Below are 19,559 nucleotides of genomic sequence, written 5' to 3' on the forward strand. Positions count from 1 at the left end.
TATGAAAATAACTGAATTAAAGATATATAAAGTAAAACCAAGATGGATTTTTTTAAAGATAAGTACAGATGAGGGAATTGTGGGATGGGGAGAACTCATTTCAGGAACTAAAACCAAGAGTGTTGAGGCAGCAGCTTATGAAATAGGTGAGTATTTAATTGGTAAAGACCCTATGAGAATTGAAGAACATTGGCAAGTATTATACCGTTCATTCTTTAGAGGTGGACCTATTCATATGACTGTACTATCAGGTATAGAGATGGCACTTTGGGATATAAAAGGTAAGTTTTATAATATGCCTATTTATGAGTTTCTTGGAGGAAAAGCAAGAAAAAATATTATGATATATTCATGGATAGGTGGAGATAGACCATCAGATGTAGTAAAACAAGCTATTGAGAGGAAAAATCAAGGATTTAAAGCAATAAAAATGAATGCCACAGAAGAGTTACACTATATTGATTCATATAAAAAAGTTAATGCAGTAGTAGATAGAATTGCATCCATAAGAGAGGCAGTTGGGTATGATTTAGAAATAGGAGTAGATTTTCACGGAAGAGTTCATAAGGGTATGGCTAAGGTGATAGCAAAAGAAATTGAACAATATAGACCTATGTTTATAGAGGAACCTGTACTTCCTGAAAATGAAGAAGCTTTAATTGAAATATCAAGACATACGTCAATACCTATAGCAACAGGTGAAAGATTGTATACAAGATGGCAGTTTAAAAATATACTTGCTAGTGGTGCTGTAGATATAATTCAACCTGATTTAGCACTAACTGGAGGAATTTTTGAAGGAAGGAAAATTGCAGCTATGGCAGAAGCATATGATGTAGCTGTGGCTCCACATGCACCCTATGGTCCTATAGCATTAGCTGCAACACTTCAAATGGATGCATGTACACCCAATGTATTTATTCAGGAACAAAGTCTTGGAATACATTATAATCAGGGATTTGATTTGCTGGATTTTGTAAAAAACAAAGAAATATTTGAATATAAAGATGGGTTTGTAGATGTACCAACTAAACCAGGGCTTGGAATAGAAATAGATGAGGAACTTGTTAAAAAGATTGATTTAGAAGGACTTGTATGGACAAATCCAAAATGGAAAAATTATGATGGTACCGTAGCTGAATGGTAAAAAAATTACTATAACATATACAATTTTATAGTAAATGAACTGCTTTTATTCCGATTGGGTTGATTTTAGTAGTTGATAACTAAATAAAGGCATTATTTAGAGGTGTATTTAATATAAATACATCTCTTTATAATTTAGAGAAGGTTTTAAAAGCTCGTAAGATTCAAGGCTGTGTTTGATTAATCTTCGCCAGTGTTATTAGAAACCTTTGTAGATACTTCTCAATTTGCTGGTACATGTTATAAAGCTTTGAACTGGACATATCTAGGTCATACCAAAGGGCGTGGCAAAATGGACAAAAATGCGGAGAGGTTATTACCTCCCAAAGCTATATATATGTATCCGCTCCAAAAGGATTTTAAAGATTGCCTTAAGGGACTTCAACCATACAAGGCGGTGAATCCTGATGAGTAGAGCAGAGGAACGACAGAAAAAAAGGGAACAGGAAAAAGAAATTAAAAACAAAGAGTTAGAAGCCAAAGGAATTATTATTTCAAGGCAAGATTATAGAAAGAAAAAAAACAGATACATTGAGCAGACTTTTAGAGAAAATAAAAGTGGAAGAAATAGAAGAAAGCATGTTAGCGCTGATAAACAAGACTGTGAACGCAAAGCTTTTTATCGGTTTTCTAAAAAAGTAAAGGCAAGGATCCCAAAACTTAAAATTGCAGTAACTCAGATTACCTCCAGGGGTCTTTGTTTATTGCATAATTCAAGCAGAGCATACAAAATGCGATTCAATATTAATCTGTTTGAATGTTCTCATGAATTATTGTTAAAAACCGTGTTTCATAAAAATTTAATGCTTTTGATTGTCTTATTTTTACTTGCTTATTTATAACTTCATAGTTGTCGAATAGTAATTCAACAATCCGTCTATCCAATAAATTTTCATTTGCTTGTGCTTTTATAACCGTATAAATTTCATTTTTATCCATTCCTTTTCTATAAGGTCTATCTTCGGATATGGCTGTAAATATATCTGCAACAGCCATTATTCTAGAACCAGTACCAATTTCCTCACCAGTAAGATGAAATGGATAACCACTTCCATCTAATTTTTCATGATGATAAGCTGCCCACTCAGCTATTCGTTGCAAACCACCAATTGAATTTAACGTCCTAAATGTGTGATAAGTATGACATCTTATAATTGCAAATTCATCAACTGTTAATTTGGACGGTTTCTCAAGAATACTGGTTGGAATTATTAATTTACCTATATCATGAAAATTCCCTGCTATCCTCATTGACTTTACATCTAACTCTGCAAGTCCAAACAATTCAGATAATTTTACTGCACATTCTGATACACCAGATGTATGAGTAGCCGTAAATCTAGACTTGAAATCTATTAAATCTCGATACAAATTGGATATTAATGATACATCGTCAAGGTCTATTTGCATATTTTTAAACTGCCCATTGATTAATAACAATGAATATATGCTAGGAGAAGTTAAATCTAACCAAAATTCCTCTCTTTTAGATAAATCAAGAAAATAAGTTACTATATTTTTATGTATAACTGTACCTGATAATTTTTTTATTGTTGTTACTATATCATTAACTTGGTGTAAGATATATTTATTTCTATTTATTAATCTCTCAACATAATCAGATAATAAAATGATTTGAGAACAAAAAACTATTGGGTTTTCTATACAATCATCCCAATCGTTCCAACTTCTATGATGGTTTCTGACTATCTTCGAAATTTTTCTTAACCATGGTATTTGTTCTAATAATAATTCTCCTCTTATAGTATGAATATTTTCATTTATATCCTTAAAATTATGAATAGCTATTTTCTCTTCCACAGATATTGCACCAATGTCATGTAATAATGCAGCAGTAAAAATATTCTCTGTAATTTCCGATCCTAAATTGGCTGCTTTCGACAATTCAAGTGCAATAAATGCTGTTCTATGTTGATGTTGCGCAACCAAGGGATTTGCTAAATCTCCTACTTCTGACAAAGATAATAGCAAATTACTCAAGTTTACGGATAATTGACTCTTAATAAAATCATCTCCTTTATTTTGAAATTATAATAAAATTATTAGTATTTACAATTAATACTACAAGAAAAATAGAATTTGGTCAAATATTTAGTAAATACACAAATATGGTAGTATAATGAAAACATTATCATTAAAAGAGGTGTGTAATGACTATTGCATCAATTTTTTTAAAAAGGAATATAGTGCGTTTTAAAAATTTAAAACTAAGGAATAAAATTGCTCTAGCTACAACATTATTGATTTCAGTGTCAACAGCAAGTACATTATTCTTTCTGTACGTACAATCTAAGAATATAGTGTCACAAAAAAGCTATAATGAAACACATGAGATAACTGTACAGCTAGCAAAGTATTATGATGAAAAACTTACTAAAATTATTAACTTAACTCAAGGTATTTTTCAAGATCAAACTTTTAAGCAGTCATTAAATAATATATTATGGAACCCACAGTACAACTATGCAATAGAATCAACTACTATGCAAAGTTTATTTCAACAAACCAGATTAAAAGACTCATTTGTGGATTCAATTTTTCTATATACTACCAAGGGAGTATTTCATGAGAATAATAACAAGGTAAGAATAGGGTTTAAGTTTACTAAATCTAATCTTTATAAAGGTTATCAAACAAATCACATTATTTCCTGGCAATCCGGTTGTCAGGATGCCATATTTGATAACAATTCCAACTTAATCCCAGTTGTATTAAGTACAACAATAGATGGTGTGTATGATAAGGCAGTGCTGGTGCTTAATTTAAAAGAAAATGCGGTTAAAGCAAGCTTTGAAGACATTAGTTCAAATAATAAGGGAAGTATATTTTTGCTTAATACTGATGGAAGCGTTGTTACGTCTGTTGACGATAAGAGCTATGCACCATTATTAAAAGATGAAAATTTTTTGTACAAATTAAATAATAGCAGTGGGTATTTTAAGTATAAGCATAATAACCAAAAGCTTTATGTAAATTATGACAGTGTAGCAATAAATGGATGGAAAATCATAATAGTTCAACCAGAATCAGAACTACTTAAAGATGTGAATAGTTTGCAGATAACAGTTTTATTAATTGGGTTATTTACTATAAGTTTTGCAGGAATGATGTCAATACTTGTAGCATCAACTATAACAAAACCTATTTATAAATTGAGAAATACTATTTTAAAAGTTCAGAGTGGGGAATTAGATTCCAGATTTAAAAATAAGTATTCAGATGAAATAGGACAACTTGGAGAAAGTTTTAATGGAATGCTAGACGAGATACAATCTCTTATAAAGGATCTTGGACTTGAACGTGAAAAGACTAAAGAAGAGCAAAAGCAAAAATCTAAATCAGAAATGAAAGCGCTTCAAGCACAAATAAATCCTCATTTTCTTTATAATACTTTAGATTCGATATATTGGAAGTCTAAGCTAGGAGAAAATCAAGAGGTAAGTGAAATGATAATTTCATTGTCTAAGCTCTTAAGAATTGGGTTAAGCAAAGGACAGGATAAAATTCAAGTTGAAAGCGAGATTGAACATGTAAGAAATTATTTGTATTTAGAAAGTAATATGTATAAAGGAAAATTTGATTATGAAATTAATATAGAAGGTGACATATCTAGATACTATATCGTAAAGATTATCCTTCAGCCATTTGTGGAAAATTCGTTGCTTCATGGATTTAATGGTATTGGCTATAAGGGGAATATAACTATAGATGTGAAAGTGAAGGAAAATAATATTATCTTAGTGGTTAAGGATAATGGGCGAGGAATGAATATTGAAGCTATTAAGAAATCTTTACAAGAAAATGTAACTGAATCAGAGGGATATGCGTTAAAAAATGTATATCAGAGGTTAAAGTTAAATTATGGAGAACAATGTAGTATTAATCTTAGAAGTGAGCCTTTTAAAGAAACTTCTGTTGAAATAATAATACCTACGGAGGAAATATAGTTATGTATGGAATGATAGTAGTAGATGATAAGGAAGATATCATAAGGGGTATCGAGAAATTAGGTAACTGGAGGGAAATTGGTGTTGAAGTTATAGGTACCGCATCAAATGGATTAGAAGCATTAAAATTAGTGAAAAAGCTTAAACCCAAAATTATTATAACAGATATAAAAATGCCAGTTATGGATGGATTGCAATTGACTAAAAAGGTTATAGAGTTTGATAAGACCGTCAAAATAATATTGCTAAGTGGGTATGGTGAATTTATATATGCCCAACAGGCTATGAGGCTGGGAGCGAAAGAATATCTGTTAAAGCCTGCTACCATTGAAACCATCACGGAAGCGGTACTTAGAGCAAAAGAAGAGATATTAATTGGAGAAATGAGGGTTAGTGAAAATATAGAACTAAGTCAAAGAGTTAAAGAAAATCTGCATTTGGTTAAAGAGAAGTACTTTACTTATTTAGTATCCGATGCGGGAAATGATATTGATAGAATGAGGGAAAAACTGAGTTACTTGGAAGTTGATATTGATGTTGAAAATTTCAGGGTGATGGTTGTTTCACTTGATGATTATGAAAATGTTTATTCTTTAGACTTAGGTGAAAACTATGATTTGGTAATGTTTGGTATTGCAAACATACTAGAGGAAATTATAGGGTGGTTCTGCAAGAATGTTGTATTTGAAACTGACAATTCTACAATAGCTATTATAATGAACGATATAGATAATGATATTTTCACTATTGCACAAAAGTGTAAGAGAAGTATAAACCAATATCTGCACTTATCAGTTTCTATTGGAATTGGAAGGCATTATGAGAGGCCTCAGGATATTTCGGTTTCTTATAAGGAGGCTATACAGTCGGTAGAAAACAGATTTACTATAGGTAAAAATAGTATTATTAGTATTAATGATATAGATGTAAGTGGAGATATAATGTTTAGATACCCATATAAGACCGTAGAGAATCTTATAAGATATGTAAAAATAGGAGCGGTAGAGCGGGTTGAGGAGATTTTTGATTCTTTTATTGAGGATATACGTAACAAAAATTCCAATTCACCAAAGCTAATAAAAAGTTATATAAGTGAATTTATATTTTCAATTTCAAAAGAGCTTATGGTAGAAGAAATAAGTATAAAAGAAATTTTAGGAGATGAGTTGGAGTACGTAAATAAATTAAATAACCTTGAGACATTAAGCGAAGTTAAAGATACATTAAAGAAAATAATAACTGAAATAACGAATTACATTTTTAATTTAAAAAAAGCAAATAAGAAGAGAAATATAGATTTAATTAATGATTATATTAATGAAAACTATATGGAGGACATATCTTTAAAAAATATATCAAAGCATATATTTATAAGTCCAAGCTATATATCAACACTTATTAAAGAAAATTACAATGAAAACTTTGTTGATAGGGTAACACGGCTAAGAGTTGAGGAATCCAAACTACTCCTTCTTTCGGGGAGAGACAAGGTTTATGAGATAGCAGAAAAGGTTGGTTATAAAGATAGAAGGTATTTTAGCGAAATATTTAAGAAATGTACGGGACTAACACCTAAGGGATATGTTGAGAAATATAGAAAACTTTAAAAGAGGATATATAATCTTTTAAAGTTTTTCTCCCTTTTTTGAAGATATTCGCATTGTCCGTTTTTGTCATCTATATTAAACTGAACTTACCGAAAATAATTAGTGGGGGGTTTTAAGATGAAAAGAAAGTGTATACGGTTTCTAACACAAGCAATAGCTTTTGGCATAACAGCAACTTTACTTGTAGGTTGTGGAACATCAAATGGTCAAGCAGTGAATAAAAGTAGCCAGGATACAGTAGCACCGGTAAAACTAACATGGTGGACTTTTCAAAATTCTGATTCAGTCTATATGAAGGCCATGGTTGCAAAGTACAATAAAGAAAACAAGAAAGGAGTTACAATTGATTATGTTGTTCAAAGTTCCAATAATTTCAGGCAAGCACTTGATTTAGCTTATCAATCAAACCAGGCGCCTGATATATTCACAGGTCAAGATATAGCAAGTTATTATGTTCCAAAGGGTCAAATTGAGCCATTAGACAAATATTTAACTCCTGAGATGAAGGAACGTTATGGAACAAAGCTATATAGTGAAGGAGATAATGGTGTAGATAAAAAGATTTACAGCCTAATTAATACAGGCATAACTTATAGACTTATGTATAATAAGGATTTATTTAAGAAAGCAGGTATTGCCGCTCCACCAAAAACAGTTAATGAAATGGTTGCAGATGCTAAGAAGATAACTGCAGTAGGGAAAGCAGACAAAGCATATGGTTTTGCAATTAATATGAAGAATACTCAAACATCTATTGAGAGATCAATTAATGTTATTGGTATGAGGAGTGGTTTTAGAAATTATGATTATGCTACTGGTAAATTCGATTTTTCTCCATATAAACCTATAGTACAAGCATTCGCTACTATGGCTAAAGATGGTTCTATGTTCCCAGGTTTCGAGTCTCTTGACGTAGATCCAATGAGAACACAATTTTCGCAAGGGAAAATTGGAATGTATTTGTCAGGAGCATGGGAACCATCTTGGTATGATGCGTTATCTCCTAAATCCACAGTGGACTATGCAGCAGCTCCAGTTCCTACAATTGATGGAACTGTAAAAGCACCAGCTTATATAAGCGGTTTAAGATGGTTGTTTATGAGTAGTAAGACAGATTATAAAGATCAGGTTTGGGATGTAATGAAATTTTTCTACTCAGATGAAGTGCAAACGGGCTACAATGAAAAGGGCTTAGGTGTAGTTATGGTTCCAACAGTATTGGCGAAGTCAAAACCATCAACTGTTAAAGCTATGAGTGGTTTCTTACCAACAAAAGATGATGCTATTTATCCACCAATTCCTAATGTAAGAGCTCTTAAAATTGAAGGAAGTCCTTTTAATGATATATTTGCAAATATTATTACAGGTGGTACAACCTTTGACAAAGAGATAGGACCTCTTAATAAAAAATACAATGATGCTTTAGTACAAGGAATTAAATCAAAAGCAGTAAAAGATTATAAAATACCTAATTTTGATCCATCGTCCCTAATTGGTAAATAAATATTAAGTATAAATTAAATGTGCCTGGGTCTGGAAAGACAAATGAGTCCAGGCACAATTTTAATAAGGGGGAAGAGGCATGCAAGTTATAAGAAAAAGTAATACTAATAAGTCTTTAAATTTCAATAAGAAAGAAAATTTAAAAGAAAGACTGCAGACATATGGAATGATTCTACCTAGTTTTGTTTTTCTTTTGGTATTTTCTATATATCCATTAGTATGGGTTCTTAGGTATATGTTTTGTGAATTTGACGAGTCTACACCAGCTAAGTTTATAGGTATGGGAAATTTTGTTAGAATTTTCACAAGAGATACTTATTTCTGGAAAACAGTTTTGAATACATTTATTTATGGTGGTGGAAAAATCCTTTTGACTATTCCAATATCTTTTTTACTTGCATTACTTATAAATGAAAAATTAAAAGGAAAAGATGTAGTTAGAGCTATGATTTTTATGCCTACAATTATCAGTACCGCTGTTATGGCTATGATGTTTTATTACATATTGAATCCATATAATGGTGTACTTAACCAGATATTAATAAATTTCCATATAGTTAGCCAGCCTATTAATTGGCTAGGTAAAAAGTATGCTATGCTGTCAGTAATTTTAGTAGCAGTATGGGGAGCGATAGGTAATTATATGATTTATTTTATTGCGGGTCTTCAATCAATACCGCAAGAAATATATGAAAGTGCTGAGATTGATGGTGCAAATAAGTTGCAAACAACCTGGTATATAACCATTCCTATGCTTGGACCGGTTATGCAGATTATAATTATGATGGCGATAACTGTATCACTTAAGGGATATGAAAGTATTATGGTTCTTACTGGTGGAGGGCCAAATGGATCCACAGATGTTATGTTTCTTTATGTATATAAGCTATTTTTCCCTATGTCTGATGGTTCTGATTTTAGAACTAATTATGGTTATGGTGCTACAGCAGCATTTGTATCAGCTATTATTGTTGGTATAATAACCTGTGCGTATCTCTATTACTCTAGAAAATCAAGTGAGGACATACAATAAAATGAGGTGAAATGCTAAATGAAAGGTGGAATTAATATGGGAATTAATTCGAATTATAAAAATGTAAAATCTCTTGCGACGATATTCCTTAATATATTGAAATGGATTTTTATAATTTCTATGATTATATTTACATTGTTTCCTGTTGTTTATATTATTTTAGGGTCATTTAAAAGTAATATGGAACTAATGATAGGTGGTAATATCATACCAAAGGTATGGAGGCTTACAAATTATATTGATGCATGGAAAAAAGCTAATTTTGCAATATATACTTGGAACAGTCTTTATTTTTGCTTCTTTGTTACATTGGGTTCTTTATTAATTTCCTCAATGGCGGGATATATACTTGCAAGGAAGAATTTCTTTGGTAAAAAAATTTTTAAAGCAGTTCTTTTATCTACAATGTTTATAACTTTAGGAGCAATTGTATATAAACCATTATATATTATGATGGTAGGTATTGGATTAAATAAAAGTCTATGGGCAATAATTCTAATCCAAATAGGAGCTCAGGGTATGAATATATTTATAGTTGAAAGATTCGTAAGAGGAATTCCAAAGGAACTTGACGAAGCTGCAAAAATAGATGGTTGCAGTACGTTTAGAATTTATTGGCAAATAATAATTCCTTTAATCAGGCCTATACTAGGGGTTGTTGGATTGTTTGCGTTTAGAGATGCTTGGAATTCATATGTATTGCCATCTATATTTTCAATAATGAACAAAAATCTTATGACTTTGACAGTAGGAGTTGTAAACCTAAAATATGCTGATGGTGCGGCAATTCAATGGAATATAATGGTAGCTGGAGCTTCTATAGCATTGGTACCAATGCTTATAGTATATGTATTTGCCAGTAAGCAATTTATTTCTGGTTTGACTGTTGGAGGGGTTAAAGGATGATTTTTATATACTAGGGTTTAAGCGTACCCTTGTAAGAACTTATATAGGAGGAAATTATGAAGAGTGAGAATAAATATGTGAAAAATCTAATTTCTAAGATGACATTGGATGAAAAGGTTGGAGCATTATTAACATTAGGTTTTAGTGGAACTATAGCAATGCCACATATATACGAGTTTATAACTAAATATCATTGTGGTGGGTTAAGGCTTTCTCCAACTTCAAGAAGTTTTGGAAGTTATGTAAATCCTAAATCTGGAGAAACTGTTGTTAATGTTGTAGATGAAAAAGGTTTTAAAAATGGTATAGAGCCTCCAACTACAAATGCGTCTGAATATAAAAAGCTACTTTGCGAATTTCAGAAATTAGCTATGAATAGGCCTCACGGAATACCACTTCATTTTTCATATGATCAAGAGGGTGGAACTAGTTCAGATTTTAATTTTAGTGGAGTAAATATATTCACAAAACCGATGGGAATAAGAGCAACAGGGGATAGCAAACTTGCTTATGAAGTTGCTTTAGCAGTTTCTAAGCAAAGTAAAGCAGTGGGCTTTAATTGGATACATTCTCCGGTTATTGATATTAATGTAGATCCTAGAAATCCCGAAGTTTATACAAGAGCTTATTCTGATAGAGTGGAAGAAGTAGTGGAATACTCAGAGCAATCCTGTTTGGGTTTCAAGGAAGGGGGGTTAATTGCAACAGGTAAACATTTTCCAGGAAGAGGAGATTCACCTGTGGATGCACACTTTGAGGTACCGGTTATAAATGTGGATAGAGAGACTATGTTAAAACGAGAATTATTACCTTATAAAGTGCTTATAAATAAAGGTTTATTGCCGTCTATAATGATAGCACATAGTATATTTCCAGCATTTGATAGCGAGCATATTGCTACAGTTTCAAAGAAGATAATAACTGGATTACTAAGAGAGGAATTAAAATTTGATGGAGTAATTGCTACAGACAGTATGACCATGGGAGCGATTGCTATAAAGTATGGAGTTGCAAATGCTTGTGCATTATCACTTGAAGCTGGAGCAGATCTTGTACTTATGAAAGCTGAGGGGAGTCTTGTTGAAGAAACTTTTAATAAAATAAAAGAATTTATTAAAGATGGAAAAATCAGTATAGAAGAATTAGACAAAAAAGTGTATAGAGTATTAAATGTAAAATATGAGTATGGGTTATTTAATTATGAAACAATAACAGGTGAAAGGCCTGAGGATATAATTAATGAAAAGAGAATAGTTGCTTTATCAAAATTAGTTGCAAGAAAATCTGTTCTTGTGGCAAGAGATAGAAACAAATTGTTGCCTATACGTAAAAATGAAAAAATATTGGTTATAGAACAAATAAATAAAACACCGAATAATTTTAGCTGGTATCCGGGTATACTTTTTAAAAAATGTACTAAGTATAAGAAAAACATATCATATTTAGAAACAAATTATACTTTTGATGAACAGGATATAGATAACATTAGGAGAAGAATTAAAGACTATAATATCATAATTGTAACTAATTTTTATATACGAGGAAAACTTGCCAATAATGATATTATAAAAGAAATCGTAGGTGATAAATCTAAACAAGTAGTATTAGTTACCAATACTCCTTATGAAGTATTAAGTATACCAAAGGAAGCAGATTCAGTAGTTATAACTTTTGCAACCTCACCAGACAATATAGAGGTTGTTGCAGGAGTAATATTTGGTGAAGTAGTTCCTGAAGGGGAATGGCCTATTGAGTATAAACTTAGTGAATGAATATAAAAGAATGGTTTTGGGAGGTACGGATATGGTAAGTTTAAGTACACAAGATATATTAGAGGCAATTGAAAAAAAAGTTAATTCAAATATGCATTCGCTAAATGCTAAAGCCAGTCATATGACTAAAGATGGTGTTTATGATAATAATAGCTATGATTGGTGGACATCTGGCTTTTGGCCAGGAATACTTTGGCTTATGTATGAAATAACTGGAAAAGATAAATATAAAAATTCTGCATGGAACTTTGATGAAAAAATAGAAACTTTGTACCTGCGGGAAAATAGGTTTCATCATGATGTAGGATTTCAATTTTTACCAACAGCAGTTATTAAATATAAGATAACTGGTAATAAGGATGCAAGGCGACGTGGGATTTTTGCAGCAGATTTTTTAGCTGGGAGATTTAATATTGCGGGAAATTTTATTCGTGCTTGGAATCAGGATGAAAAAATTGGTTGGTCAATTATTGACACGTGTATGAATTTATCTTTACTGTTCTGGGCTTCTACTGAATCAGGAGATCCAAGATTTAAACATATAGGGGTAGCGCATGCAGATACAGTAATTCGAGAATTTATAAGAGATGACGGTTCAGTAAAACATATTGTATGTTTCAATCCTGAAACTGGTGAAGTTGTAGATGAAAAGGGAGGTCAAGGATATGGACCAGGTTCATCCTGGAGCAGGGGGCAAGCATGGGCATTATATGGTATGGCAAATACATATAAATCTACTGGCGACGTTAAGTATTTAAAAGCAGCAATTAAAGTTGCAAAATATTTTATTTCTTGTATGCCTGAAGATAACGTAGCATATTGGGATTTTAGAACACCATCAAATATTGATGAACCAAGGGATACCTCTGCAGCTGCTTGTGCAGCTTCAGGATTACTTGAAATCGCTGATTGTCTTGGCCAGGAGGATGGACAAATTTACAAAAAATGGGCAGAAAAAATATTACTTTCTCTTGCAAAAAGCTATTCAAACTTTAGCAAACCAGATGAGGAAGGAATTTTAAATTCTGCTACTAGCAATAAGCCAGGTAATATTGGCATAAATGTTTCACTGATTTATGGTGATTATTTTTTTGTTGAGGGGATAGCCAAATTATTAGGTTGGAAAAGGCGTATTTTTTAGTAGCCTAAATTTACTTTGGGAATAAGTTAAACTTTGATTCCAAATGTATTGATACGGATGGTATTAAAGTATGGTATTTAGGAGATGGTATACAAAATGGACTCAGCATTAAAGTTAAAAGAGATGAAAAAAGAAAAAGAGTTCTTAGTGTGCGTTGATTCCGATGGATGTGCTGTAAACACAATGGAATACAAGCACAAAGAAATTTTTGGACCAAAGATGATTAAAATATGGAAGTTGGAAAGTATTGAAGAAGATGTTATGCAGGTATGGAATTATGTTAATCTTTACTCAAAATGGAGAGGGATAAATCGTTTTTTAGCATTGGTAAAAGTGTTTGAGTTATTAAAGGACAAGAAAACAAAATTAAATAAACAATTTCAACTTCCAGATATCAAATCTCTATGTGAGTGGACAAAAAAAAGTGATAAATTATCTAATGTTTTACTTGAGGCTAGGATAGAAGAGGGTAGTGATGTTACATTAGAAAAAGCTATTATTTGGTCTAAGTCAGTTAATGAAGCGATTGCAAAATCTGAGGTAGATTGTTTACCTTTTGAGAGTGTTCGCAAAAGTTTGGAAAAAGCACAAAAATATGCTGATATAGCTGTAATTTCTTCCGCTAATGCGCAGGCACTGAAAAAGGAATGGAATGAATATGGTATTGCTTCTTTTGTTAAAGTGTTAGCTGGACAGGAAATGGGATCTAAAACTTCATGTATCGGATATATAAAAAATAAGAAATATGATAATTCTCAAGTATTAATGGTGGGTGACGCACCTGGGGATTTAAAAGCCGCTAAGGATAATGGCATTTTATACTATCCAATAATACCAGGCAAGGAAGAAATGTCATGGCAAAAATTTTATAATGAAGCTTTTGATAAGTTTTTAAATGGAAGCTACAAGGGGAAATATCAAAAACAGTTAATTTGTGAATTTAATGATGTGTTACATTCTAATCTACCTTGGGAGTAGAAGTGTAAGAAAAGAAAGGGGAGTGAAATTTATGGAGAAAAACCCTATAAAGGAATTAACAATACAGATACTAAATAAATCTAATGTAATTAAAAGCGAAGTTTCTGGAAATACGAAAATTTCACTTACATATGAAGAAAGTTATCAACAAGGGGATAAAATTCATTTTGCAAATGTATCTGAGAACAAATATTTAGTAATTAGGATAGACGATGAACTAAATGAATCCTTAGTATATTTAATTGGGAGCACTTTGGAGTTTGCAATACCTTTTAATGAACAGGCAAAGCCATATTCAGATAATACTTTTAAAGGTAAAAAGCACAATATGACTATGCGCCTTGCTAAAAAAGAAGAAGTTTTTGCATATAGAGACCTTGCTGAAAATGTAATGGATAAAAGAGGTGAGACAACGTATTACCCACATGCAACAGCAAATGTGGAGACTCGAAACGAATCGATTTTTGCTGCTCGAAATGTTATTGATGGAAGAACAGATACGCAGAGTCATGGAAAATGGCCGTATCAGTCTTGGGGAATTGGGCAAAAGGAAGATGCGCAAATAATTATTGATTTTGGAAGAAAAGTAGAAGTAGATAAAATAGTTTTGTACTTAAGAGCTGATTACCCACATGATACTTATTGGAATTATGTTCGAGTAGAGTTTTCAGATGGCAGTCATAAAATTGTAGAACCAGTTAGGTCTTGTGGAGCTCAATGTTTTAAGTTTAATAAAAAAGTAATTACATGGATTAAACTATTAAATTTTAAAAAGGCTGAAGAAAATATTGATTTTGCAGCATTGACGGAAATTCAAGTTTACGGTAATGATATTTAAAGTAATGGTTGAATTTAACTATGAAAGATTTATTAGTAGCAATAAATAAATCATGATAGAAGAACACATTGAGTGAATTCGGAAACTAATCGCTAATATAACAAAAATCAAGGAAAAAGCATCTTAAACCTTAGGTTCATTAGAATTGCTCGTTTCTTGCTAGTTAAAATGCAAAGGAATAAATAATGATAACATAAAAACCTTTTGGCAACCTAATCAATTAATGAGTATTAAAGAAAGAATGGATGGACTAAGATAAATAAATTAGTACTAAAGTTAGAAACCACCCTGGGAAGGGTGGTTTTTTGTAGGCTTTGACAGGATTTATGTATATGAAAAGTTGTAGAGCATATAATAATTGTAATAAAAATACAAAGATATTAAGGTGAATTTTAATTCACTAACATCTAAAATAAGCACATTTTGAATTATTATATCATAGGGGGGGGTAAATCTACAAATTGAGAAAACATGTGGTGTTATTGAAAGAGATGAAACTTATGGCATAACAAAAATTGCAGAACCAATCGGTGTTATAGCAGCTATAATACCAACTACGAATCCTACATCAACAGTAATTTTTAAGGCATTAATTTCTTTAAAAACCAGGAATGGTATAATATTTTCTCCTCATCCAAGATCAAAAAAATCAATAATAGCAACAGCAAAATTGCTTTTGGATGCAGCAGTTAAGGCCGGAGCCCCTGAAGGAATAATAGATTGGATAGATGAACCATCTATAGAACTTTCAAAAATGCTTATGAGTAAAGCTGATGTAGTACTTGCTACAGGAGGCCCAGCTATGGTGAAATCGGCTTATTCATCAGGAAAACCAGCTATTGGTGTTGGACCAGGAAATACACCAGCTATAATTGATGAAAGTGCAGATATAAAAATGGCTGTGAATTCAATAATATTATCCAAAACATATGATAATGGACTAATATGTGCTTCAGAGCAATCTGTAATAGTGTTAGATTCAATATATACTAAAGTTAAAAATGAATTTATTAAAAGAGGAGCATATATATTAAATCAGGATGAATTAGATAAGGTTAAAAACATTATGTTTAAAGATGATAAGATAAATGCAAGCATAGTTGGAAAATCAGCTTGTAGCATAGCAAGCTTAGCAGATATTACTGTACCTGACTGGACAAAGGTGCTTATTGGAGAAGTAGTCTCAGTTGAATTAACAGAAGTAATTTCACGTGAAAAACTATCAACAGTAATAGCTATGTATAAAGTAAGTAGTTTTGATGAAGCTTTAGAAAAGGCAGAAAGACTTATTGAACTTGGTGGTATGGGACATACCTCTTCATTGTATATAGATTCTATGAGGGAAAAAGAGAAAGTAGAAAAATTTAGTTCTAAAATGAAGACTGTAAGAACTTTTATAAATATGCCTTCAGCTCAAGGGGCTAGTGGTGATTTATTTAATTTTAAAATAGCACCTTCATTTACCCTAGGTTGTGGATTTTGGGGCGGAAATTCAGTGTCAGAAAATGTAGAACCTAAACATTTGTTAAATATAAAAACAGTAGCCGAGAGAAGGGAAAATATGCTTTGGTTTAAAGTACCAGAAAAAATATACTTCAAATATGGATGCTTGGAACCTGCACTTAAAGAATTAAAGGATATGGGCAAGAAAAAAGCATTTATTGTAACTGATAAAATGCTTTGTGAATTAGGATATGCAGCTAAAATAACAAAAGTTCTTGAAGAAATTGGTATAAGTTTTAAAATATTTTCAGATGTTAAGTCTGATCCTACACTTGAATGTGCTTATCAAGGTGCCAAAGAAATGCTGGAATTTGAGCCAGATACCATAATAACAATCGGTGGAGGATCAGCTATGGATGCAGCTAAAATCATGCAAGTGTTATATGAGCATCCAGAAGAAAAATTTGATGAGTTAGCAATGAAATTTATGGATATAAGAAAGAGAATACACCATTTCCCAAAACTTGGAATTAAGGCCATGTTAGTAGCAATACCAACAACTGCCGGTACTGGTTCAGAAGTAACCCCATTTGCAGTTATAACAGATGAGAAAACAGGAATGAAATATCCACTTTCAGATTATGAATTAACACCTAATATGGCAATTGTAGATGCACAGCTTATGATGAATATGCCTAAAGCTTTAACTGCAGCTACAGGAATAGATGCACTGTCTCATGCTCTTGAAGCCTATGTATCTGTCATGGCTACGGATTATACGGATGGATTAGCTCTTCAAGCTATAAAAACAATATTTGAATATTTACCAGCAGCATATAGCGAAGGAACTACCAATATAGTTGCAAGAGAGAAAATGGCACATGCATCCACAATAGCAGGTATGGCATTTGGAAACGCATTTTTAGGAATAAATCATTCAATGGCACACAAATTAGGAGCACAACACCATATGCCTCATGGTATTGCAATTGCTGTATTAATTGAGGAAGTAATTAAATTTAATGCAGTAGATATTCCAGTAAGACAAGCTTCCTTCCCACAAAATAAATACCCGGATTCAAAAGAAAGATATGCAAGCATTGCGAATTTCTTAAATTTAGGTGGGAATACCGATGATGAAAAGGTAGGTTTATTAATAAAATCAATTACTGATCTTAAATCAAAATTAAATATTCCATTGACTATAAAAGATGTTGGAGTTAAAGAAGAAGATTTCTATTTAACATTGGATGATATGTCTGAGAAAGCATTTGATGATCAATGCACTATCGCCAGTCCTAGATATCCAATGATAAGTGAGATAAAACAGCTATATATAAATTCATTTGGTACAATTAAAACAGAAGTGAAAAATAATTAAAAGTAATTTATTATACAATAAGATTTTAAAATAATTACTAGGCTACTAAATGAATTTAACAAAGTAACGGATAGTATGTCTTATAAACATGTGTCAATAATCTAAAATAAAAGATTATTGACATGTGTTTTTTTACTATACCTTTATAAAATGTGCGATGCTTTTTTCTAATGACTATGGCTGTACCATCTGTATAAAAAAATGATAAAGTAAATAATAAGTTGCCACTTGCCACGTGGGTGGCATCATAAATATCTTAATGAGAATTAGCAAGAAGAAACTGTTTCCAGTTTCTTCTAGGGGGTTTGGACAGGTAATTAAATAAAGGAAATATTAACTTAAACCCTTTGTTTTCTTTTTTAAAATCATGTTATGAAAGATTTATTGATTTAATTTCATTAAGTATATATTTATTTAAATAGATTCATGAAAAATACAATAGTTGGGATACCTATAAGGTCAATTAGAAATGCACCAACCAATGGAACTATTAAGAATGCCTTTGGAGATGGACCATATTTTTCAGTAACAGCTCCCATATTAGCTATAGCATTTGGAGTAGCACCAAGTCCATGACCTGCCATACCAGCGGCCATGACAGCTGCATCGAAGTCTTTTCCAAGGAACTTAAATACAACAAATACTGTATATAATACTACAAAGATTACCTGCACAGTAACTATTATCAATAAAGGACCTGCAAGTCCTACAAGTTCCCAAAGCTTCAATGTCATTAATGCCATTGAAAGGAAAATTCCAAGGGATACGTTACCCATTAAATCTATTGTGTAATAATCCAGATTAACAATGTTCATTTTATCATTTATATTTCTAAAAGCTACTGCTACAAACATAGCACCTACATACCCTGGTAAAGAAAGTCCTGTAATTGTAGAGAACCATGTGCTGCCAATAGATCCAAGTGTCATACAAACGGTTATTATTGCCATGTGAGTCATAAAGATATTTGTTGTGATTTTTGTATTTCCAGTATCACCTATAGCATCGTCAAAGGATTTTACATCATATTTATTTGATGTGCTAGGTTTTAATTTGTACTTGTCTATTAAATGCTTTGCAATAGGTCCACCAATAAGTCCACCACATATAAGACCAAAAGTAGCAGCAGCTATAGCTACTGTAGCAGACCCGGTTATACCCATGGCTTCAGCAGTTTTTCCGAAAGCTGCGGCTGCACCGTGGCCACCTTCCATAGAAACTGCACCTGCCATAACACCAAACATAGGGTGAATTCCAGTAAGTTTTGCAAATACAACACCTATAACATTCTGCGAAATGGCAAGTACTCCGCAGAGTAGCCAGTAGATGATTAAACATTTTCCACCTTTTTTAAGTAAACTAAAACTTGCTCCAAGCCCAATAGTTGTAAAAAAGGCTATCATAAAAGGTGATTGAAAGGTTGTATCCATACTAATTGTTATTAGCCCACTCTGTTTTAGAACAAGTGCAAGTATTGAAAATAACAAACCTCCAATTACAGGAGCAGGAATACAAAACTTCTTAAAAAAAGATACCTTCTTTATAAGCCAATAACCTAACAGTAATAATAAAATTGAAGTAGCTAAGGTTGCTACCATATCAATCTTTAGAGTAAGTAAGCCTTCTACTAATTCTGTTTTCATAATTGTTCCCCCTTTATCATCATAGAATAATATATCTATATATTAGAGCAAGTTTTATGCCATAAAATTTTATTTCGAGATGCTTATTCTATTTGCTATGTTTCTTGTATTTACCGGGAAATCATAGAATAAAATAATATTTGCAGTATATATGAATATTGTTTAAAATTAAAAACCCTGCAAATTTTGCAGAGTGGCAA

14 protein-coding genes and 1 pseudogene are annotated in these 19,559 nt (G+C 31.8%); 13 read left to right on the forward strand and 2 right to left on the reverse strand.

Features of this window, described 5'->3' with window-relative positions; translation table 11 throughout:
- Position 1 precedes the first annotated feature (1 nt).
- The 3 genes from dgoD (at position 2) to ACREVU_RS15445 (ending at position 1,988) form a co-directional block, all read left to right on the forward strand.
- On the forward strand, positions 2–1,147 hold the full coding sequence (dgoD, locus tag ACREVU_RS15435) for a galactonate dehydratase (protein WP_431552498.1): 1,146 nt from the start codon (positions 2–4) through the stop codon (positions 1,145–1,147).
- A 192-nt stretch (positions 1,148–1,339) separates the two neighbouring features.
- Positions 1,340–1,561: a hypothetical protein gene (locus ACREVU_RS15440; RefSeq protein ID WP_431552499.1), complete on the forward strand. Its 222-nt coding sequence runs from the start codon at positions 1,340–1,342 to the stop codon at positions 1,559–1,561.
- Positions 1,554–1,988, forward strand: coding sequence for a hypothetical protein (locus ACREVU_RS15445; RefSeq protein ID WP_431552500.1), 435 nt, complete (start codon positions 1,554–1,556; stop codon positions 1,986–1,988). The genes ACREVU_RS15440 and ACREVU_RS15445 overlap by 8 nt, the downstream gene beginning before the upstream one ends.
- On the opposite strand, the gene ACREVU_RS15450 is transcribed toward ACREVU_RS15445, so the two are convergent.
- A complete protein-coding gene (locus ACREVU_RS15450) occupies positions 1,891–3,147 on the reverse strand; it encodes an HD-GYP domain-containing protein (protein ID WP_431552501.1) in 1,257 nt (418 codons plus the stop codon). The two genes, ACREVU_RS15445 and ACREVU_RS15450, sit on opposite strands and share 98 nt — an antisense overlap.
- 170 nt (positions 3,148–3,317) lie before the next feature.
- Between ACREVU_RS15450 and ACREVU_RS15455 the strand changes: the two genes are divergently transcribed.
- The 10 genes and pseudogenes from ACREVU_RS15455 to adhE all read left to right on the forward strand — a co-directional run.
- On the forward strand, positions 3,318–5,114 hold the full coding sequence (locus ACREVU_RS15455) for a sensor histidine kinase (protein WP_431552502.1): 1,797 nt from the start codon (positions 3,318–3,320) through the stop codon (positions 5,112–5,114).
- Between the two features lie 2 nt (positions 5,115–5,116).
- Positions 5,117–6,721, forward strand: a complete 1,605-nt coding sequence (locus ACREVU_RS15460) for a response regulator transcription factor (protein WP_431552503.1) — start codon at positions 5,117–5,119, stop codon at positions 6,719–6,721.
- Between the two features lie 117 nt (positions 6,722–6,838).
- The gene (locus ACREVU_RS15465; RefSeq protein ID WP_431552504.1) at positions 6,839–8,224 is read left to right on the forward strand and encodes an ABC transporter substrate-binding protein; all 1,386 of its coding nucleotides are present in this window, start codon (positions 6,839–6,841) and stop codon (positions 8,222–8,224) included.
- Between the two features lie 79 nt (positions 8,225–8,303).
- Entirely contained in the window at positions 8,304–9,257 is a 954-nt protein-coding gene (locus tag ACREVU_RS15470; RefSeq protein ID WP_431552505.1) for a carbohydrate ABC transporter permease, read from the forward strand.
- A 36-nt stretch (positions 9,258–9,293) separates the two neighbouring features.
- Complete coding sequence (locus ACREVU_RS15475) at positions 9,294–10,163, forward strand: carbohydrate ABC transporter permease (protein ID WP_431552506.1); 870 nt, start codon at positions 9,294–9,296, stop codon at positions 10,161–10,163.
- A 56-nt stretch (positions 10,164–10,219) separates the two neighbouring features.
- A complete protein-coding gene (locus ACREVU_RS15480) occupies positions 10,220–11,935 on the forward strand; it encodes a glycoside hydrolase family 3 protein (protein WP_431552507.1) in 1,716 nt (571 codons plus the stop codon).
- Positions 11,913–13,076, forward strand: coding sequence for a glycoside hydrolase family 88 protein (locus tag ACREVU_RS15485; protein WP_431552508.1), 1,164 nt, complete (start codon positions 11,913–11,915; stop codon positions 13,074–13,076). Before ACREVU_RS15480 ends, ACREVU_RS15485 begins: the two co-directional genes overlap by 23 nt.
- 96 nt (positions 13,077–13,172) lie before the next feature.
- Positions 13,173–14,054, forward strand: coding sequence for an HAD family hydrolase (locus ACREVU_RS15490; protein ID WP_431552509.1), 882 nt, complete (start codon positions 13,173–13,175; stop codon positions 14,052–14,054).
- A 31-nt stretch (positions 14,055–14,085) separates the two neighbouring features.
- The gene (locus ACREVU_RS15495; RefSeq protein ID WP_431552510.1) at positions 14,086–14,892 is read left to right on the forward strand and encodes a carbohydrate-binding protein; all 807 of its coding nucleotides are present in this window, start codon (positions 14,086–14,088) and stop codon (positions 14,890–14,892) included.
- 463 nt (positions 14,893–15,355) lie between these two features.
- Positions 15,356–17,716, forward strand: a pseudogene (adhE, locus tag ACREVU_RS15500) (bifunctional acetaldehyde-CoA/alcohol dehydrogenase); the annotation flags it as partial.
- A 410-nt stretch (positions 17,717–18,126) separates the two neighbouring features.
- On the opposite strand, the gene gltS reads toward adhE, so the two are convergent.
- Entirely contained in the window at positions 18,127–19,359 is a 1,233-nt protein-coding gene (gene gltS, locus ACREVU_RS15505; protein WP_431552511.1) for a sodium/glutamate symporter, read from the reverse strand.
- Positions 19,360–19,559: the final 200 nt, after the last annotated feature.

It is taken from the genome of Clostridium sp., from assembly GCF_050717535.1.
Taxonomy (GTDB): domain Bacteria; phylum Bacillota; class Clostridia; order Clostridiales; family Clostridiaceae; genus Clostridium_AD.